This is a genomic window from Frigoribacterium sp. Leaf186 (assembly GCF_001423905.1).
GTDB lineage: Bacteria > Actinomycetota > Actinomycetes > Actinomycetales > Microbacteriaceae > Frigoribacterium.
Window position 1 is genome coordinate 528,094 of the sequence record NZ_LMPQ01000001.1, and the last position, 18,063, is coordinate 546,156.

19 protein-coding genes are annotated in these 18,063 nt (G+C 71.5%); 5 read left to right on the forward strand and 14 right to left on the reverse strand.

Annotated features, from left to right (window positions below; all coding sequences use genetic code 11):
• The first annotated feature begins 207 nt into the window (after positions 1-207).
• Together ASG05_RS02435 and ASG05_RS02440 are read left to right on the forward strand one after the other, a co-directional pair.
• The gene (locus ASG05_RS02435; RefSeq protein ID WP_056256911.1) at positions 208-1,383 is read left to right on the forward strand and encodes an alcohol dehydrogenase catalytic domain-containing protein; all 1,176 of its coding nucleotides are present in this window, start codon (positions 208-210) and stop codon (positions 1,381-1,383) included.
• Positions 1,384-1,615: 232 nt separating this feature from the next.
• Positions 1,616-2,584: a phosphodiesterase gene (locus tag ASG05_RS02440; protein WP_056256914.1), complete on the forward strand. Its 969-nt coding sequence runs from the start codon at positions 1,616-1,618 to the stop codon at positions 2,582-2,584.
• 202 nt (positions 2,585-2,786) lie between these two features.
• Here the strand turns inward: ASG05_RS02440 and ASG05_RS02445 are convergent, their stop codons facing one another.
• Positions 2,787-3,620, reverse strand: a complete 834-nt coding sequence (locus tag ASG05_RS02445) for an oxygenase MpaB family protein (protein ID WP_056256915.1) — start codon at positions 3,618-3,620, stop codon at positions 2,787-2,789.
• 38 nt (positions 3,621-3,658) lie between these two features.
• Here ASG05_RS02445 and ASG05_RS02450 point away from each other — a divergent pair, with 38 nt between their 5' ends.
• On the forward strand, positions 3,659-4,135 hold the full coding sequence (locus tag ASG05_RS02450) for an NUDIX domain-containing protein (protein WP_056256917.1): 477 nt from the start codon (positions 3,659-3,661) through the stop codon (positions 4,133-4,135).
• A 9-nt stretch (positions 4,136-4,144) separates the two neighbouring features.
• Here ASG05_RS02450 and ASG05_RS02455 read toward each other — a convergent pair whose 3' ends face one another.
• The 5 genes from ASG05_RS02455 to ASG05_RS02475 form a co-directional block, all read right to left on the reverse strand.
• Positions 4,145-5,806 (reverse strand): stealth conserved region 3 domain-containing protein, encoded by a 1,662-nt coding sequence (locus tag ASG05_RS02455; protein WP_235491402.1) that lies wholly within the window; start codon positions 5,804-5,806, stop codon positions 4,145-4,147.
• Positions 5,807-5,933: 127 nt separating this feature from the next.
• Positions 5,934-6,317, reverse strand: coding sequence for a DUF6804 family protein (locus tag ASG05_RS02460; protein ID WP_235491360.1), 384 nt, complete (start codon positions 6,315-6,317; stop codon positions 5,934-5,936).
• Between the two features lie 3 nt (positions 6,318-6,320).
• On the reverse strand, positions 6,321-6,905 hold the full coding sequence (locus tag ASG05_RS02465; RefSeq protein ID WP_056256920.1) for a GDSL-type esterase/lipase family protein: 585 nt from the start codon (positions 6,903-6,905) through the stop codon (positions 6,321-6,323).
• A gap of 79 nt (positions 6,906-6,984) precedes the next feature.
• Positions 6,985-7,191: a hypothetical protein gene (locus ASG05_RS02470; RefSeq protein WP_056256922.1), complete on the reverse strand. Its 207-nt coding sequence runs from the start codon at positions 7,189-7,191 to the stop codon at positions 6,985-6,987.
• Positions 7,188-8,816, reverse strand: coding sequence for an SDR family oxidoreductase (locus ASG05_RS02475; protein WP_082486234.1), 1,629 nt, complete (start codon positions 8,814-8,816; stop codon positions 7,188-7,190). The genes ASG05_RS02470 and ASG05_RS02475 overlap by 4 nt, the downstream gene beginning before the upstream one ends.
• A 26-nt stretch (positions 8,817-8,842) precedes the next feature.
• Between ASG05_RS02475 and deoC the strand changes: the two genes are divergently transcribed.
• Positions 8,843-9,571 (forward strand): deoxyribose-phosphate aldolase, encoded by a 729-nt coding sequence (gene deoC, locus ASG05_RS02480; RefSeq protein WP_056256925.1) that lies wholly within the window; start codon positions 8,843-8,845, stop codon positions 9,569-9,571.
• A gap of 107 nt (positions 9,572-9,678) precedes the next feature.
• On the opposite strand, the gene ASG05_RS02485 is transcribed toward deoC, so the two are convergent.
• Genes ASG05_RS02485 through ASG05_RS02505 form a run of 5 tightly spaced genes read right to left on the reverse strand, consistent with a single transcriptional unit; the run spans position 9,679 to position 13,002 of the window.
• Complete coding sequence (locus ASG05_RS02485; RefSeq protein ID WP_056256928.1) at positions 9,679-10,620, reverse strand: bifunctional riboflavin kinase/FAD synthetase; 942 nt, start codon at positions 10,618-10,620, stop codon at positions 9,679-9,681.
• Positions 10,621-10,625: 5 nt separating this feature from the next.
• Positions 10,626-11,090, reverse strand: coding sequence for a hypothetical protein (locus tag ASG05_RS02490; protein ID WP_056256931.1), 465 nt, complete (start codon positions 11,088-11,090; stop codon positions 10,626-10,628).
• 46 nt (positions 11,091-11,136) lie between these two features.
• A complete protein-coding gene (locus ASG05_RS02495; RefSeq protein ID WP_056256935.1) occupies positions 11,137-11,505 on the reverse strand; it encodes a hypothetical protein in 369 nt (122 codons plus the stop codon).
• Positions 11,502-12,404, reverse strand: a complete 903-nt coding sequence (truB, locus tag ASG05_RS02500; protein ID WP_082486235.1) for a tRNA pseudouridine(55) synthase TruB — start codon at positions 12,402-12,404, stop codon at positions 11,502-11,504. The genes ASG05_RS02495 and truB overlap by 4 nt, the downstream gene beginning before the upstream one ends.
• 43 nt (positions 12,405-12,447) lie before the next feature.
• The gene (locus ASG05_RS02505; RefSeq protein ID WP_056256943.1) at positions 12,448-13,002 is read right to left on the reverse strand and encodes a hypothetical protein; all 555 of its coding nucleotides are present in this window, start codon (positions 13,000-13,002) and stop codon (positions 12,448-12,450) included.
• Positions 13,003-13,082: 80 nt separating this feature from the next.
• On the opposite strand from ASG05_RS02505, the gene ASG05_RS02510 reads away from it, so the two are divergent.
• On the forward strand, positions 13,083-13,952 hold the full coding sequence (locus ASG05_RS02510) for an A/G-specific adenine glycosylase (RefSeq protein WP_056256945.1): 870 nt from the start codon (positions 13,083-13,085) through the stop codon (positions 13,950-13,952).
• A 34-nt stretch (positions 13,953-13,986) separates the two neighbouring features.
• Here ASG05_RS02510 and rbfA read toward each other — a convergent pair whose 3' ends face one another.
• The 3 genes from rbfA to ASG05_RS02525 all read right to left on the reverse strand — a co-directional run bounded on the left by rbfA (position 13,987) and on the right by ASG05_RS02525 (position 17,996).
• On the reverse strand, positions 13,987-14,556 hold the full coding sequence (gene rbfA / locus ASG05_RS02515) for a 30S ribosome-binding factor RbfA (RefSeq protein ID WP_082486237.1): 570 nt from the start codon (positions 14,554-14,556) through the stop codon (positions 13,987-13,989).
• Positions 14,557-14,658: 102 nt separating this feature from the next.
• Positions 14,659-17,454, reverse strand: coding sequence for a translation initiation factor IF-2 (gene infB, locus ASG05_RS02520; protein ID WP_056256948.1), 2,796 nt, complete (start codon positions 17,452-17,454; stop codon positions 14,659-14,661).
• Between the two features lie 89 nt (positions 17,455-17,543).
• A complete protein-coding gene (locus tag ASG05_RS02525) occupies positions 17,544-17,996 on the reverse strand; it encodes a YlxR family protein (protein WP_369814027.1) in 453 nt (150 codons plus the stop codon).
• Positions 17,997-18,063 lie beyond the last annotated feature (67 nt).

Here is an 18,063-nt window from a genome sequence, read left to right on the forward strand (position 1 = left end):
CGCCCCCGGCTCGGTCCAGTTCGGCGCCAAGGGCGGCCGCAAGGTCGTCAACATCGTCGCCGCCGAGACGGCCGTCGCCTAGTCGACGACGACACGCAGCATCCGCCTCGGGGCGGTCGGGCACCCGCCCGGCCGCCCCGAGGCTTTTCCGTGCACGCTGTACCCCTCGTTCAGGAGGCGCGGCGTGCGGACGCGTAGACGGGACGGATGAAGGCACTCACCTACCAGTCCGTCACCAACGTCTCGGTCGAGGACGTCCCCGACCCCACGATCATCGACCCCACCGACGCGGTCATCAAGGTCACCTCGGCGGCGATCTGCGGCAGCGACCTGCACCTCTACGACGCGCTCGGCGCGTTCCTCGACAAGGGCGACGTGCTCGGCCACGAGACCATGGGCGTCGTCACCCAGGTCGGGTCCGACGTCAGCCGCATCCAGGTCGGCGACCGCGTCGTCGTCCCGTTCGTCATCGCCTGCGGCCACTGCTTCATGTGCGACCGGGGGCTGTTCTCGCAGTGCGAGACCACCCAGGTCACCGAGTACGACTCGGGCGCGACCCTGTACGGCTTCAGCAAGCTGTACGGCCAGGTGCCCGGCGGTCAGGCCGAGCAGCTGCGCATCGCCCGCGCCGACGACAACCTCGTGAAGGTCGGCGCCGACCTGCCGGACGAGCGCTACCTCTTCCTCAGCGACATCCTGCCCACGGCGTGGCAGGGCGTCGAGTACGCGCAGGTGCCCGAGGGCGGCACCCTCGTCGTGCTGGGCCTCGGCCCGGTCGGCCAGTTCGCGTCGCGCATCGGCAGGTACCGCGGTTACCGCGTCATCGGCATCGACCCGGTGCCCGAACGCCGTGCCATGGCCGAGCGCCACGGGGTCGAGACCCTCGACCTCACGAAAGACGTCGCGAGCATCGTCAAGGGCATGACCGACGACCGCGGCCCCGACTCGGTCGTCGACGCCGTGGGCATGGAGGCCCACGAGCACGCCGGCATCGGCCTCGTGCAGAAGTTCGCGGCCGCCCTGCCCGACTCGATCGGTCAGGCCGTGATGCAGAAGGCCGGCATCGACAGCCTCGGCGCCATGCACCTTGCCTTCGAGATCGTCCGCCGCGGCGGCACCGTCTCGCTCAGCGGCGTGTACGGCGGCACGGCCGACCCGACGCCCTTCCTGACCCTGTTCGACAAGCAGATCACCCTCAAGATGGGCCAGTGCAACGTCCAGAAGTGGATGGACACGCTGATGCCCCTCGTCGAGGACCCGGCCGACCCGCTGGGCACCGAGGACCTCGTCACCCACCCGGTGCCGCTCTCCGAGGCCGCCGCCATGTACGACGTCTTCAAGAACAAGGAGGACGGCTGCATCAAGGTCGTCCTCAAGCCCTGACGGCTCGACCCGCCAGCGGTCCCGACGACGCGACCCCCGCCTCCTGGGGGTCGCGTCGTCCCATGAGCTGAGCTACCTTCGTCGATCGTGGACGCGGTCCGTTCGTCGATCGTTCACCGAAACGCGCGCCCACGTTCACCACCTTCATGGCATCCGGATGATGGACTGGTGCCGAATCAACTACGAGGGTCTCACCCCGAGGCCCGCGTCGGCGAAATCGAATGAGAGAACCATGGATCTCCGGACGGCCGAACACCCCAGGCCGAACCACTTCATCCTGCACCTCAGCGACACGCACCTCGTCGGCGGCGACCGCGACCTCTACGGCGCGGTCGACAGCGAGGCCCGACTGCGTCAGATCATGGACGAGATCGAGGCCTCCGCCGGTCGGCCCGAGGCCATCGTCTTCACCGGCGACCTCGCCGACAAGGGCGAGCCCGAGGCGTACCGCAAGCTGCGCGCACTCATCGAGCCCGTGGCCGAGCGGCTCGGCGCCCAGGTCATCTGGGCGATGGGCAACCACGACGAGCGGGGCGCCTTCCGCTCCGAGCTCTTCGGGCAGCTGCCCTCGCAGCGACCGGTCGACCTCGTCTACGACGTGAACGGCCTGCGGGTCATCACGCTCGACACGAGCGTCCCGGGCCACCACTTCGGCCGCCTCTCGGGCGACCAGCTCGACTGGTTGGCCGAAGAGCTCTCGACCGACGCCCCCGACGGCACGATCATCGCCATGCACCACCCGCCGGTGCCGAGCGTGCAAGACCTGTCGACCCTCGTCGAGCTGCGCGACCAGGCTGCACTGGCCGAGGTCGTCGAGGGCAGCGACGTCCGCTCGATCATCGCCGGGCACCTGCACTACTCGACCAACGCCACCTTCGCGGGCGTTCCCGTCTCGGTCGCGTCGGCCACCTGCTACACGCAGGACCTCAACGTCGCCGGTGGCGGCACCCGTGGCCGGGACGGCGCCCAGGCGTTCAACCTGGTCCACGTCTACGAGGGCACCGTGGTGCACTCGGTCGTCCCGATCGGCACCTACGACACCGTCGGCGAACACGTGCCGGCCGACGTCGTGGCCGAACGGCTCGCCGTCGCCGGGGTGCGCATCGCCCCGGCCGCGCCGCGGCACCGGGCGACCGACACGGCGCCCGTGCCCGTCGTGCCCCGCGACCTCGCGCTCACGGGGCCGATCGACACGCTCTGACACGCGCGGCCGGGCTGTCCCGACCGCCGGGCCGGTCTCGACGTCGTCGGGGCTCGCCTCCACCGCGGGCAACTCCTGGCTGGTGACGCACGACACGTGCTCACGACCCACGGACGTCCACCGTCCGCGGCAGGAGCCAGGAATTGCCGTCGGCGCTGGCCGAACGCGACACGGCGACGGGGGCGGGGCGAGGCGGACGGGGTCAGCCGCGAGCGGGCGTGCGGGCCTCGGCCGCCATGGCGTCCCGCAGCCGGCGAAGGTACGTGTCGCGCAGCACGTGACGGAGGCGCGGTGGCAGGCGCGGGACGACCGCCGCCGTCACCCGCATCACGCTGTCGTACCGACGGTGTGACGACGGCGACCACGGCAGCCCGAAGTCGTCGCGGACGCTCGACGGCAACGACCCTGCGGTCACCAGCCGGGCGAGCGGCATGACGAGTCGCAACCACCACGGGCCCGTCGTCGGGTGCAGCAGCTCGTGCGCGACCCGGCGCGTCACGTCGTCGACCACCAGACCGGCCACGGCGTCGTCCCAGTAGCGGCGGAACGACGCGAGGTCGGCCGGCCACAGCTCGCGCGGCATCTGCAGCGAGGCGCCGACGAGCGCGTAGTCCTGGTAGACCGCCTCGGCGTGCGCCGGGTCGATCGCTCCGTGCACCCGTTCGAACAGCTGGACGGCTGAGTCGTAGAGCGTCGCCGCCACCCAGAGCTGCAGTTCGGGGTCGAACGCGTCGTACCGCACCGACGAGGTCCGGCCGTCGTGCACCGGCCGGTGGGCGCGGCCCACGACGCGCCGCACGTGGGCCACCTCGGCGGGCGTGCCGAACACGATGGCGTAGAGGTACGTCATGGTGCCGTGGAGGCGCGACAGCGGCCGTTCGACGAAGTCGCTGTGCTCGGCGACGCCGTGCCCGACCCCGGGGTTCGCGAGCTGCAGCAGGATGGCCCGCCCGCCACCCGCGAGCAACACCGCCTCGCCCGCCATGTCGGAGATGCGCCGCACGTCCGAGCCGTGAAGGGTCCAGGGCGCTCGCATCAGGTCAGCCTACGGCCGCGCCTCGGTAGGGTGCTGACATGGCCACCCCCGATTTCGTCCTGACGCTGCGCGAGAAGATCGGCACGGCCCCCCTCTGGCTGGCCGGCGTCACGGCGGTGGTCGTCCGCGGTGACGAGGTCCTGCTGGTCCGGAGAGCCGACACGGGTGCCTGGACGCCGGTGACCGGCATCGTCGACCCAGGCGAGGACCCGTCCGACGCCGCCGTCCGCGAGACCCTCGAAGAGGCCGACCTGCAGGTCGTCGCCGAGCGTCTCGCCTCGATCGGGGTGACCCGCGAGGTGGTCTACCCGAACGGCGACCGCGCGCAGTACCTCGACCACACCTTCGTCATGGGCTACGTCTCGGGCGAGCCCTCCCCCGCCGACGGCGAGAACACCGAGGCCCGCTGGTTCCGCCTCGACGAGTTGCCGCCGATGAGCGACGGCATGCTCAGGCGACTCGACGCCGCCCTCTCCGGCGAGCAGGCGGCCCGCTTCGGCACCCCTACGCGCTGAGGCGAGGGCTCAGTCCGAGCCCTCGACACTGCGCACCGACGAACCGGCGACCTCGTCCGCCGACCCGGCCTGGGCGGCCTCGGCTCCGAGCGAACGGCGGTCCTGTTCAGCGTTCTCGAGGGCGACGCGTTCCATCTCGTCCTTCTCCCACGGGGCGGCGAACGGGTAGTACCGCTCGAGGAAGTCCGTGACCGTGGCGGTCCGTTCTTCGTCGGTGACCTCGGGGAAGCTGCCGTCGTTGAGGCAGAAGAAGTCGAACGACCGCTTCTTCAGCACCTCGGACAACGACGCCAGGCCCGCGACCATCGTCGTGTCGACGTAGCTGACCTTCGCGTTCTCCTGCACGATCGCCCGGCCGGTCATGAGCGAGTAGTAGTGGTACAGCGAGTTCGTGACCGAGATGTTCTCCTTCGCGCGGAAGGGGCTGCCGGCCGTGGCGGCGAACTCGTCAGCGAACTCGTGCTCCATCTCGAACATGACGCTCCGACGCAACGGGGCGGCGGTGTGCTCGAGGTGGCGGGTGAGGACGCGCCCGAAGCGCTGCTGCAGCAGGCGTCGGTTGACCCGCGCGGCGTTCTCGAACCCGCTGCGGTCGATGTTGTTGTGCCCGAGCCCGATGCGCGTGTCGGCCTCGATGAACTTCGTGACCGACCCGGGCGAGAAGAACATGCTCGGCGCGACCGGCCGCCCGAAGAACATGTCGTCGTTCGAGTACAGGAAGTGCTCGCTGAGCCCCTCGATGTGGTGCAGCTGCGCCTCGACGGCCTGCGAGTTGTGCGTCGGCAGCATCGAGAGGTCGCTGAAGAACTCCTCGCTGCGCACCACGCGCACGCGGGGGTGCTCTCCCAGCCACTCGGGCACGGGCGAGTCGGTCGCGATGTAGATGTTGCGGACCCACGGGGCGAACATGTAGACCGACCGCAGGGCGTACTTGAGCTCGTCGATCTGACGGAACCGGGCCGTCGAGTCGTCGCCCTCGCCGACCACGTGACGCTTGGCCTGTGCGGCCCGGGCACGCTGGTACTCGATGGAGTTGCCGTCGACCCACGAGAAGACGATGTCGATGTCGAAGGTGATGTCGGTGGCGTGGTCGTCGAACATGTGCTCGAGGGTGGGCCACTCGATGCCGTACCGTTCGACCGTCTCTTCGACGGCCTCGGCACGGGGCAGCTCGGTCCGCATCAGCGCGTTCTCGGTCGGGGCGAGGATCTCGTCGTCGGTGACGATCCAGAACTCGACCTGGACGGCGGTGCCGGCTCCGTACCGGAGGCGGCCGATGGGCTCGACGCGCGGCCGGTAGACGCGGAAGACCCGTTCGTTCTCGACCTCGAGACCCCCCTCGACGACGAGCGAGGCCTGACCCTTGCGCGGCTTGGCGTAGAACGGCTCGCTCGCCGAGGCCGCGACCATGGCCGCCGTGAAGCGCTCACGGTGCACCGTGTCGACGGCGATCACGGGACGGACGTCGTTGCCCCGCACCAGCAGGAACGGCACCTGGGCCGCGTCGAGGACGCGCCGGATGTACAAGAGGTCTTCGATCATCGACTGCTGGGGCGTGAGGTGACCGTTGAGCAACGTGAACTGGCCCTTGCGGACGACGACGTCCTCTCGGTCGAGACCACCGGCTCGGTGACGAGGGGTCAGCAACGGGCTCTCGGACGTGCCGACCATCGCTGACGTACCGGGGATCTCGGGGGCCATGCAGACTCAACCTTCCGTGCGGGCCTCGGGCGGGCGGGCGCACCCTCGGCATTTTACGGGGTCGCGGGACCCGTGCCGAGCACGAGCCCCCTCGGGCTCAACGACGACCGCGCGAGGGCACGCCCCGGGATGTGGTCGAGCCGCCGGTCGACCCGTCGGTCGGCACCTTGACGAGCACCCCGACGGCGATCATCAGGGCGGCCGCGACGAACTGCAGCCCCTGCCAGAGCTCTGCCTGGACGGGCACGACGAACACCGGGTTCCAGAGCACGGCCACGGCGGCGAGCAGGGGCAGCGCCCACCACGCCTTGCCGCGGTAGGCGAAGACGAGCACGATCAACGCGAAGATCGACACCACGTACCGGAACACGGTGAACACGTCGGAGTCGAGCAACGCCGTCCCGGCGAGCAGGGCGATGGCCGCGAGCAGCCCGGGCGCCAGGGCCGGACGGGTGAACGCGGGGGCGGTGGGGGTGGGCACCGCCTACTCGATGTCGTAGGCGACGTCGAGCACGCTGATCGGGCGACTCATCGGCGGCTCGTCGCGGAGGCGCTCGAGGGCGGGACGCAGCTCGGAGAGCCACGCCTCGTACCCGGCCTCGGTCAGGTGCACGTGGTCGGCCGCGAACTCGGGGCGGAGCGCGTCGCCCGAGTCGTCGGTCAGGGCCGGCCACAGGTCGAGCCACTGCGCCCGGACCGTCGACGAGAACTGCCGCAGGTGCCGGTTGGCGTCCTTCAGGCGCGGGGCGAACTCGGCCCCCCTCGGGGCGATCGACTGCAGCAGCAGCCGGGTGCCCGGCAGTTCTCGGCGCATGGCGACCATGAGGTTCTCGATGCCGCGGACGACCTGCTCGACCGACCGGCGGGCGGTGAAGTCGTTGGTGCCGATCATCAGCACCACCGAGTCGGGGTTCGCGTCCACGACGTCGTGGAGCCTCTCGGTGAGGCCGGCGACCGTGTCGCCGCCCACGCCCAGGTTGACGACCTGCTCGTCGGGCAGCCAGGCCGCCCAGTCGCCGCTCTCGGTCAAGCTGTCGCCGACGAACGCGACGGTCTCTCGATGTGTCATCACGACCTCCTGGTGGTCTGCTGAAGTGCGTCCATCGTGCCATCACCCGCTGGGAAGCGACGAACCGGCACGCGAGGGCTCACTGCCGGTAGCGGCGCGGACGCTTCGACCACACCCGGTCGAGGGCCCGTCGCACCCGCGGCAGCAGCACGACGAACGACGACACGACCACGAGCACGCCGAACAGCACGCCGAGCCAGAGCGGCACGGGCGACATGGCCCCGTCGCCCGCCGGGTAGAGCGGCGTCGACGTCGCCGACAGGACGAGGAGGCGCGGGTCGCTCACGTCGCGGCCGTCGCGTCGGTCGTCGACCCGGCCCCGGCGGAGGCCCCGGCCCCGGCCGAGCGCGCGTCGGCGCCACCCCGCGCCCCGGCCCGGGCGGCCTCCCGCTCGGCGGTCGCGGTGATGCGCCGCAGCATGCCCGAGAAGATCACGCCGTGGAACGGCAGGATCGCGAACCAGTACAGCCGTCCGCCGAGCCCCTGCGGGAAGAACACGGCGCGCTGGCGGTAGTGCGAGCCGCCCCCGGGACGCGGGTCGACCGTCAGTTCGAGCCACGCGCCTCCCGGGACCTTCATCTCGGCGCGCAGCCGCAGCAGGTGGCCGCGCTCGAGCTTCTCGACGCGCCACCAGTCGAGCGCGTCGCCGACGCGGAGGCTCGTCGCACTGCGACGGCCGCGACGGAGGCCGACTCCCCCGACGAGCCGGTCCATCCAGCCGCGGGCGGACCAGGCCAGCGGGAACGAGTACCAGCCGTTCTCGCCGCCGATGCCCTCGAGGACCTTCCAGAGCTCGGCGGGAGGCGCGCTCGTGTCGGTCTGCCGGTCGTCGGTGTAGACCGTGTGGCCGGACCAGTCGGGGTCGCTCGGCAGCAGGTCGCTCGGGGCGCCCGAGACCGAAGAGTCCTGCCAGCTGGTCTCGACGTCGCCGTCCTGCTCCTTCTGAAGGGCGAGGCGCACGGCGCGTCGGTACGGCAGCAGCCCCTCGGCGGGCGGCGGCACGACGGCGTCGATGTCGTGCTCGTGCACGACGCAGTCGTACTGCAGCGACGCGATGATCGGCACCGCGAGGGCCCGCGGCACGGGGGTCACGAGGTTGACCCACTGAGAGGCCAGCCAGGGCGTGAAGACGGGCAGCGAGGCGATCGGCCGCTGCTTGAGGCCGGCCTCGAGGGCGTAGCCGTTCATCATCTGGCCGTAGCGCAGCACGTCCGGTCCGCCGATGTCGAAGGTGCGGTTGACGTCGTCGGGCACGTCGGCGGCACCCAGCAGGTAGTGCAACACGTCGCGCACGGCGATGGGCTGGATGAAGTTGCGGACCCACTTCGGCGCGGGCATGTAGGGCAGCACGTCGGTGAGGTGGCGCACCATCTCGAACGAGGCGCTGCCCGAGCCGATCACCACGCCGGCCTGCAGGGCCACGGTCGGCACGCCGCTCGCGAGCAGCACGTCGCCGACGTCCTTGCGCGACTGGAGGTGCTTCGACAGCTCGCCCTCGGGGTGCAACCCGCCGAGGTAGACGATGCGACGCACGCCCGCCTCGCGCGCGGCGTCGGCGACGGTGTGGGCCGCGTCGGCCTCGGCGCGACCGAAGTCGCCCTTGCCGCCCATCGCGTGGGCGAGGTAGTAGACGACGTCGACGCCCTCCATCGCGGGGCGGACCGTCGCGGGGTCGGTCAGGTCGCCCTGCACGACCTCGACGTCACCGGACCACGGCACGTCGCGCAGCTTCTCGGGAGACCGGACCAGCACGCGGACGTCGGCCCCCGCGGCGACGAGGCGCGGCGTGAGCCGACCACCGATGTACCCGGTGGCCCCGGTCACGAGCACCCGGCGAGAGGCCACGGCGTGGTCGGTGTCGCTCGTGACGGAGGTGCTCGGCGGCAGGTCGTCGGGAGTGTTCGCTGACATGGGCCCAAGCTACGCTGGACCCCATCATGACTACCCAGCAGCTCCCCACCGTCTCCGCCGTCGCCGGCATGATCGACCACGCGATCCTCAAGCCCGAACTCACGCGGGCCGAGGTCGACGCCGCCCTCGACGACGCCGCGGCCAACCACGTCTTCAGCGTGTGCGTCCGTCCCTCCGACGTCGCGCACTCCGTCGAGCACCTCGAGGGCACCGGCGTGCTCGTCGGCACGGTGATCGGGTTCCCCCACGGCACGACCTCGACCGTCGCCAAGGCCGCCGAGTCGCGCCAGGCGATCGCCGACGGCGCCGCCGAGCTCGACATGGTCGTCAACGTCGGCTGGCTGCGCAGCGGCATGACCGACGAGGTCGAGGCCGACGTGCGCGGCGTCGTCGAGGCCGCGGGCGACACCCTCGTCAAGGTCATCCTCGAGACGGCGTACCTCGACGACGAGCAGATCGTCGCCGGCTCGAAGGCCGCAGAACGCGCCGGCGCCGCCTTCGTCAAGACCTCGACCGGCTTCGCGGGCGGCGGCGCCACGCTCCCCCACCTCCGCCTGATGCGCGACGCCGTCTCGGACGCCGTCCAGGTCAAGGCGTCCGGCGGCGTCCGCGGCCTCGACACGGTCCTCGAGATGCTCGACCTCGGCGTCACGCGCTTCGGCACGAGCGCCAGCGGCACCATCCTCGCCGACCTGGCGCACCGCCTCGAGACCGGCCGCGCCTCGGGCGCGGGCGACGACGCGACGTCGTACTGACGACCCGAGGAGGCGCGGCGCGTCCACGACGCGACCCGCGCCTCCTCGAGGCGGCCCCGTCGGGCACCGGCGACGCCGTCGAGACCGACTGGGCGCCCCACCCCCGCTCAGGCGGCCGGCAGGCCCAGGATCTCGCGGGTGCGGACGACGTCCGCCCTGATGTGCGCGATCAGCGCGTCGAGCCCGTCGAAGCGCACGTTGCCCCGCACCCAGTCCACGAAGTCGACGGTGACCTCGCGGCCGTAGAGGTCGATCGAGACGTCGAGCAGGTGCGCCTCGACCTGTTTGGCCGGCACCCCCTCGAAGGTCGGGTTGTTGCCCACCGAGACGGCCGCCGGGTACCGCGTGTCACCCACCAGCACGCGCGCGGCGTAGACGCCGTCGGCCGGGACGAAGCCCTCGCTGTGCGGGGCCAGGTTCGCCGTCGGGAACCCCAGTTCGCGACCACGCTGCTCGCCGTGCACCACGATGCCGCGCACCGACGGCTCGCGGCCGAGCAGCACCCCGGCCTCGCGGACGTCGCCGGCGTCCATCAGCTCGCGGATCCAGGTCGAGGACGCCCGACGTCCTCCGCTCGGGCGCACGTCGTCGATCGAGACCACCCGGAACCCCCGTGAGGCGCCGAGGTCGCGGAGCGTGTCGACCGTGCCGCTGCCGCGGACGCCGAACCGGAAGTCGTCGCCGACGAAGACCACGCGCGCGTGCAGGGCCCCGACCAGGATGCGGTCGACGAACTCGTCGGGGGTGAGCGCCCGCAGCTCGGCGTCGAAGGTGAGCATCAGGGTGGCCGCCACCCCGGCCGCATCGAGCAGTTCGCGCTTCTGCCGGTTGCTGACCAGGGCGGCCGGCACCGAGTCCGGTCGCAGCACCGCGAGCGGGTGCCGGTCGAAGGTGACGACGGTCGAGACGAGCCCCTCGTCGCGGGCGACCCCTTCGAGCATGTCGATGACGGCGCGGTGCCCGACGTGGACCCCGTCGAACTTGCCGATGGTGACGGCGCTCGGGCCGAAGTCGGGCGGCACGTCGCCCACCCGGTCGTAGAACTGCACGGGCGCTACCTCGTCGTGCCCGCGTCGGTCGCGGTCTCGCCGGCGGCCACCTCGCCCCGGCCCGCCGCGGTGAGGCGTCCCTGTCGCCGCAGCCACAGGATGCCGAGCACCGGCAGCACGAGCGGCACGAAGCCGTAACCCCGGCCGAAGAACGACCAGACGGTGTCGTGCGGGAACAGCTCGGGGTCGAGAACGGTGACGAGGCCGATGATCAGGACGCCCGCGAGTTCGAAGCTGATGGTTGCCCAGGCCACCGCGTACCAGCCCTGACCGCGGCCGATGAGGGCGACCGTGGCGACGATGTAGACCACGGCCGACAACGCACTCAGGGTGTAGGCCAGGGGCGCGTCGCCGAACTGCGTCGAGATCTGGAAGACCGACCGACCGGTGGCGGCAAGGGCGAGGAGGGCGTACACGGCGATGAGGACCCGGCCGAGGCCGACCGCGCGCGTTGACTTCTGAGTGACCATCTCGTCAAGGATAGGACTCCGCCGGGCCCGCCGCCGACCGGGTGCGTCAGAGGCCCTGGACGGTCCAGATCTGGAACATCCGGTAGACCATCACGGCGACGGCGAACGACGACGTCGCCAGCACGAGGTTGCTCCAGCGCGTGCGGTCGACGAGCGCCCAGACCGTGGCGAGCGGCGGCAGCAGGATGGCCGAGACGAGGTAGATGTAGAACTCGACGAGGTTGCCCGTGGGGGCGTTGCCGACGAAGGGCGCGGCGATGGCGACCACGAGCTGGGCGAGCAACAGCACCAGGACGACGGCACCGGTGCCGACGGTGACGTCGTCGGGCTGACGCTTCGCGAAGCAGGCGACCACGCAGACGAGACCGGCCACGACGGCCACGACGACCTGCACCCAGGTGAACCACTCGATCATGCCTGCACCTCGTCGGTCGGGAAGTTCACGATGGGCTTGGCCGCGCCGCCCCGGACCGAGACGAGCCCGGCGAGCAGCCCCGACGGGGTCACGGCGGCGACCGGCCCCGCGGTGTCGGCGAGCTCGACGGCGACCCGCTTGCCGTGCCCCAGGTCGACGGCCTCGGCGGCCGTCATCGTCCACGCGGGGAAGAGCGTCCGGGCCACGTCGACCGGCGGCAGCAGCGCCGGGGCGACGTCGATGCCCTCGAGGACGGAGGCGCGGGTCACGTCGAACGGCCCCACCCGCGTCCGTCGCAGCGCGGTGAGGTGCCCGCCGACGCCGAGGCCGGCCCCGAGGTCGCGGGCGAGCGCCCGGACGTAGGTGCCCGACGAGCACGAGACGCGCACGTCGAGGTCACGGACGGCGACCCCGTCGACGACGGCCTCACGTCGGTCGAGCACGGTGAACTCGGAGACGGTCACGTCTCGGGCCTTCAGCTCGACGTCCACCCCGGCCCGGGCGAGGTCGTAGGCACGACGGCCGTCGACCTTGATGGCGCTGACCGTGGTCGGCACCTGGCTGATGGCACCGGTGAGTCGCCGGACGCCCGCGTCGACCGCCTCGTCGGAGACGCCGGCCGCCGAGGTCGTCGACACGACCTCGCCGTCGCTGTCGTCGCTGGTCGTCGAGACGCCCAGCCGGATGGTCGCGTCGTAGCCCTTGTCGAGGCCGACGAGGAAGGTCAGGAGGCGCGTCGACGAGTTCAGGCCGAGCACGAGCAGCCCCGTGGCGAGTGGGTCGAGGGTGCCGGCGTGGCCGACCTTGCGCGTGCCGGCAGCCTTGCGCACCCGCGAGACGACGTCGTGGCTGGTGATGCCCTGCGGCTTGTCGACGAGGAGGATGCCGCTGTTCACCAGACGACGGTAGCGCAGCCGGGACGCGACGACGCCGGGGACGCGCTCAGCACGCGTCGTCGAAGCGTCGGCGCGGGTGGTCGGCGTCGGAGTTGTCGACGACGGCCGACGCCTTCGCCCGCGCGTCGAGGCGCGAGTCGTCGGCCGTCACCCACACGCGGTAGTGCCAGAGCCCGGCCAGCCCGGGACGCGCCAGGTCGGTGCCGTCGACGAGCAGGACGGCGTCGGCCGGGCCGGTGACCCAGGCTGACTCGACGGCCCGGTCGGCGTCGGCGTCCCACGCCCGGTCGACCCAGCCCGTGCTGCCGCCGAGCCGGAACGGCTCGACCAGCACGCGCCGGAACAGGCTCTCGTCGAGGACCGGGGCCGAGTCGCGGGGTGCCCCGTCGGGCCGCTTCTCGAAGCCCTCGAGCGAGGCACGGAACGCCGCGTGGCCCTGCTCGCGGAAGGCCTCGACGAGGTCGTCGGCGAGACCGGCGGCACCCGCGCCTCCGTCGCTGTCGATCGCGACGAGGACGCGACCGCGACCGTAGTTGTGGACGATCTCGGTCGCCAGCTCGCGCAGCGTGTCTTTCTTGGCAGGGGCCCATCGGGTGGTCATGCCGACACCGTACGCCAGACCGCCGTCACGACGCCGGGCAGGGCGTCGGGCACGGCGTCGACGCGCCGTAGGCTCGGACGGTGAGCATCTCCCCCGCCGTGAACGCCTGGTTCCGCGAGAACGGTCGAGACCTGCCGTGGCGACGCCCCGGCTTCACGGCCTGGGGCACCCTCGTCAGCGAGATCATGCTGCAGCAGACGCCCGTGGCCCGGGTCGTGCCGCGCCTCGAACGGTGGCTCGAGCGCTGGCCCACGCCGAGCGACCTCGCCTCGTCGCCGGCGTCCGAGGCGGTACGGGCCTGGGACCGCCTCGGGTACCCGCGACGCGCCCTCGCCCTGCACGCCGCGGCCGTCGCCATCACCGAACGGCACGGCGGCGTCGTGCCCGACGACGTCCCCTCGCTGCTGGCCCTGCCCGGCATCGGCGACTACACCTCCCGAGCGGTGGCCGTCTTCGCCTACGGCCACCGCCACCCGGTCGTCGACACCAACGTCCGTCGCGTCCTCGCGCGTGCCGTCGAGGGGCTCGCCGAGCCGTGGGCCCCCAAGGCCTCACGGGACCTGCCCCTGATGGAGTCCCAGCTGCCCGACGACGACGAGGAGGCGCGGGTCACCAACGCCGGCGTCATGGAGTTGGGTGCGCTGGTCTGCACGGCGCGGTCACCGTCGTGCGACGCGTGCCCGCTGGTCGCGCAGTGTGCGTGGGTGCTGGCAGGCCGTCCTGCGCACACCGGCCCGCGCCTCCGGACCCAGGCCCGGTTCGAGGGGTCGGACCGCCAGGTGCGTGGCCTGATCATGGCCGAGCTGCGGGCGAGCGACGTGCCCGTCACCGCGGCCGAGGTGGCGCGCGTCTGGGCGGACGACGTGCAACGCGAGAGAGCCCTCGCCGGGTTGATCCGGGACGGTCTGGTCACCGGGTCGCCCGACGAGGGCTATCGACTGCCCGACTGACGCGGGCCGTGCGGCATCGAGCCGGGCGGAGCGCCTAGCGGGTCGAGCCGTCGGGCTCGGTCGTGTCGTCCGCACTCGCGGCCGGGGCGCCGAGCTCGTCGTCGAGGGTCAGGTCGTCCTCGAGCTGGCCGACTCGGCCTTCGTCGTCGAGGTCGTCGTCGTCGAGGTCGTCGTCCGCGTCGAGGTCACGGGGCTTGACGTACGGGTCGGCATCGCCCGCGTACTCGGCCGACGACGCCATGGTCTGGCTCTCGTGGTCGCGCTGACGAGCCTCTTGCAGCAGGCGGTCGATCGATGCCGCGTTCTCGGGGAGCGCGTCGAGGATGAACTCGAGGCTCGGGGTGAGCCGGGCCGTGATGTTCTTGCCGACCTCGCTCCGCAGCATGCCGGTGGCCGACTTGAGGGCCGCGCCGGTGTCGCGTCGCTCGTCGTCGGTGCCGTACACCGTGTAGAAGATCGAGGCGTGCTGCAGGTCGCCGGTCACCTTGACGTCGGTGATCGTCACGAACCCGAGACGAGGGTCCTTGATGCCGCGTTCGAGGCGTCGGGCGACGATCTCGTGGATGCGGTCGGCCATCTTGCGGGCGCGTTGCGCGTCAACCATTGTTCACTCCTGTTCGTGCTGCTCGCCGTCGTGGCGAGAGGGGTGAGGCCCCGCCCCGACCGTAGTCGGAGCGGGGCCTCGTGTGCTGCGATGACGCCGGGGTCAGCCCCGCGGCTTCTCGACCATCTCGATGGTCTCGATCTCGTCGCCGATCTGGATGTCGTTGAACTTGCCGAGGCCGATGCCGGCCTCGAAGTCCGTCCGCACCTCGGTGACGTCGTCCTTGAAGCGACGCAGCGAGTCGATCGCCAGGTTGTCGCCGACCACGACGCCCTCGCGGATGACCCGGGCACGCGCGTTGCGCGTGATCGTGCCGGACCGGACGATGACACCGGCGATGTTGCCGACCTTCGACGAGCGGAAGATCTCGCGGATCTCGGCGACACCGGACTGCTTCTCCTCAAACTCGGGCTTGAGCATGCCCGTGAGCGAGTTCTCGATGTCTTCGAGGGCCGCGTAGATGACCGAGTAGAAGCGGATGTCGACGCCTTCACGAGCCGCGCGTTCGCGCGCCTTCGTGTCGGGACGGACGTTGAACCCGATGATGATCGCGTTGTCGACCGTCGCCAGGTTGACGTCGCTCTCGGTGACCGCACCCACGCCGCGGTGGATGATGCGCAGCTGCACGCTGTCGTCCACCTCGATCTTGAGCAACGACTCTTCGAGGGCCTCGACGGCACCCGAGACGTCGCCCTTGATGATGAGGTTGAGCGCTTCGACCTTGCCCTCTTCGAGTGCACGGGTGAAGTCCTCGAGCGAGATGCGCTTGCGGGCCTTGGCCAGCGAGGCGTTGCGCTCGACGGCCTCGCGCTTCTCGGCGATCTGACGAGCGGTGCGGTCCTCCTCGGTGACGAGGAAGGTGTCGCCGGCGCGGGGGACGCTCGACAGACCCTGCACCAGCACCGGACGGCTCGGGTAGGCCACCTCGACCGCGTCACCGTTCTCGTCGACCATCGCTCGGACGCGGCCGTAGGCCGTGCCGGCGACGATGGCGTCACCGACGTGCAGGGTGCCCGACTGGATCAGCACCGTGGCGACGGCACCGCGACCCTTGTCGAGACGGGCCTCGATCGCGACACCACGGGCGCTCTTGTCGGGGTTCGCCCGCAGGTCGAGCCCGGCGTCGGCCGTGAGCAACACGGCCTCGAGCAACGCGTCGATGTTCTTGTTGTCGCGAGCCGACACGTCGACGAACATGACGTCTCCGCCGTACTCTTCCGCGACGAGGCCGTACTCGGTGAGCTGCTGGCGCACCTTGGCCGGGTTCGCACCCTCTTTGTCGATCTTGTTGACCGCGACGACGATCGGCACGCCGGCGGCCTGGGCGTGGTTCAACGCCTCGACCGTCTGCGGCATGATGCCGTCGTCCGCCGCCACCACGAGGATCGCGATGTCGGTCACCTGGGCACCACGGGCACGCATGGCGGTGAACGCCTCGTGACCGGGGGTGTCGATGAAGGTGATGGCGCGCTCGACGCCCTCGTGCGGAGCCCACACCTGGTAGGCACCGATGTGCTGCGTGATGCCACCGGCTTCGCCGGCGACCACGTTCGCGTTGCGGATCGCGTCGAGCAGTCGGGTCTTTCCGTGGTCGACGTGGCCCATGACCGTGACGACCGGAGGACGGACCTGCAGGACGGACTCGTCCTCGTCCTCGAGTTCTTGCTCGAGATCGATGTCGAAGCCCTCGAGGAGCTCTTTGTCTTCGTCCTCGGGCGAGACGACCTGGATGTTGTAGCCGAGTTCTTCGCCGAGCACCTGGAAGGTGGCGTCGTCGAGGGACTCCGTCGCCGTCGCCATCTCACCGAGGTGGAAGAGCACGGTCACCAGGTTGCCGGGGCTGGCGTCGATCTTGTCGGCGAAGTCGCTGATGGACGCGCCACGACGCAGGCGGACGATCGTGTTGCCGTCGCCACGGGGGACGCTGACGCCACCCAGCGACGGGGCCGACCGCATCTCGAACTCGGCCCTCTTCGTCCGCTTCGACTTGCGTGCCTTGCTCTTGCCGCCACCGCGACCGAACGCACCGGCGGTACCGCCGCCGGGACCACGGCCACGGCCGCCACCACCGGAGGGGCGAGGACCGCTGAAGCCGGGGCGGAAGCCACCGGCCGCACCAGGAGCACCGGCACCGGGACGCTGGAATCCGCCACCGGCACCACCGGGACGAGCGGCGCCGCCACCGGCGGGACGCTGACCGAAGCCGTTGGGGCGGGGACCGGCACCGACGCCGGGGCGCGGCGCGCCCGGACGGGGAGCACCGGGACGCGGGGCCTGCGGGCGCGGGCCCGCGGCGCCGCCGGGACGGGGCATGCTGCTGGCCGCACCCGAACCACCGGGACGGGGCGCGCTCGGACGACCCATGCCCTGGTTGCTGGCGAAGGGGTTGTTGCCGGGACGCGGGGCACCGGGGCGTGGACCACCGGGCTTCGGTCCGGCGGCACCGGGCTTGGCGGCGTCGTCGGCCGGAGCCGACGCGCCCTCTTTCGCCGCGGCGGCCGCGGCGGCGCGCTGCGCCTCGGCCTGGGCCTGGCGCTCGGCGACCGTCAGGGGCGCGACGGGTGCGGGGGCGGCGTCGACGTCGGGCTCGACGTCGGCCACGGGGGCCGGCGCGGGCTCGGCGACGGGGGGCTTGGGAGCCGCGGGACGCGGGCCACCGGGCTTGGGCGCGGAGGTCGCGGGCTGCGCGGCGGTGCCGGCCGACGGAGCCTTCGCTGCGGGTGACGCGGCGGGCTTGGCGGCGCCGGCGAAGGCCTGACGGAGCTTCCGCGCGACGGGAGGCTCGACGCTGGACGACGGGCCCTTGACGAACTCGCCCATCTCTTTGAGCTTCTCTAGTGCGGTCTTGCTGTCGATCCCCAGCTCGCTGGCGATCTCGTGTACGCGTGGTTTAGCCACAGTTCTCCTGTCTCGGGCCCTCCCCGAGACGGGAAGAGCCTTCAGTTCTGGACGGGTCTCATTTCGAGCCGCTCATTAGTGATTGCTCATTAGTTGTCCATGTGCCGTTCAGCCTGTTCTGTCGTGGCGATGGGTCGTGGCGGGACGATCCGCGTGAGGTAGGCGCGGAGCTCGTCCACGTCGGGTTCGGAGTCGAGGCGGAGTGCACGGCGGAAAGCCCTGCGCTTCACTGCCGACTCGAACGCGTCGATCGACGGCGTCAACCACGCGCCCCGCCCGGGAAGGGTCGCGGTCGGGTCGACCACGAGACGTCCGTTCTGGGCGACGACCCGCACGAGTGCGGATCGTGGAGCGCGCGCTCGAGTACCGATGCACGTTCTTACGGGTTCCACCTTACCCCCTCGGGTCGCAGGACGGGAGACGCTCGGGGCGAACGGCGCGCTGCGCCGATCGCCCCGAGCATCATGGTGTCGACCCGGCGCGCGGATCGACATCCGGTCAATCGTCTTCGAGGATGCTGTCCGGCTGGATGGGTCATCCATCAGACCGGCCCGCCGACGCTGGCGCGTCGTCGACCCGGCGCGCGGATCGACATCCGGTCAATCGTCT

Excerpts from the sequence above, each read along its gene's own strand:
- ASG05_RS02435 (WP_056256911.1), top strand. The coding sequence starts at position 208 with ATGAAGGCACTCACCTACCAGTCCGTCACCAACGTCTCGGTCGAGGAC.
- ASG05_RS02440 (WP_056256914.1), top strand. The coding sequence starts at position 1,616 with ATGGATCTCCGGACGGCCGAACACCCCAGGCCGAACCACTTCATCCTG.
- ASG05_RS02445 (WP_056256915.1), bottom strand. The coding sequence starts at position 3,620 with ATGCGAGCGCCCTGGACCCTTCACGGCTCGGACGTGCGGCGCATCTCC.
- ASG05_RS02450 (WP_056256917.1), top strand. The coding sequence starts at position 3,659 with ATGGCCACCCCCGATTTCGTCCTGACGCTGCGCGAGAAGATCGGCACG.
- ASG05_RS02455 (WP_235491402.1), bottom strand. The coding sequence starts at position 5,806 with ATGGTCGGCACGTCCGAGAGCCCGTTGCTGACCCCTCGTCACCGAGCC.
- ASG05_RS02465 (WP_056256920.1), bottom strand. The coding sequence starts at position 6,905 with ATGACACATCGAGAGACCGTCGCGTTCGTCGGCGACAGCTTGACCGAG.
- ASG05_RS02475 (WP_082486234.1), bottom strand. The coding sequence starts at position 8,816 with ATGTCAGCGAACACTCCCGACGACCTGCCGCCGAGCACCTCCGTCACG.
- deoC (WP_056256925.1), top strand. The coding sequence starts at position 8,843 with ATGACTACCCAGCAGCTCCCCACCGTCTCCGCCGTCGCCGGCATGATC.
- ASG05_RS02490 (WP_056256931.1), bottom strand. The coding sequence starts at position 11,090 with ATGGTCACTCAGAAGTCAACGCGCGCGGTCGGCCTCGGCCGGGTCCTC.
- ASG05_RS02495 (WP_056256935.1), bottom strand. The coding sequence starts at position 11,505 with ATGATCGAGTGGTTCACCTGGGTGCAGGTCGTCGTGGCCGTCGTGGCC.
- ASG05_RS02505 (WP_056256943.1), bottom strand. The coding sequence starts at position 13,002 with ATGACCACCCGATGGGCCCCTGCCAAGAAAGACACGCTGCGCGAGCTG.
- rbfA (WP_082486237.1), bottom strand. The coding sequence starts at position 14,556 with ATGGTTGACGCGCAACGCGCCCGCAAGATGGCCGACCGCATCCACGAG.
- ASG05_RS02525 (WP_369814027.1), bottom strand. The coding sequence starts at position 17,996 with ATGGATGACCCATCCAGCCGGACAGCATCCTCGAAGACGATTGACCGG.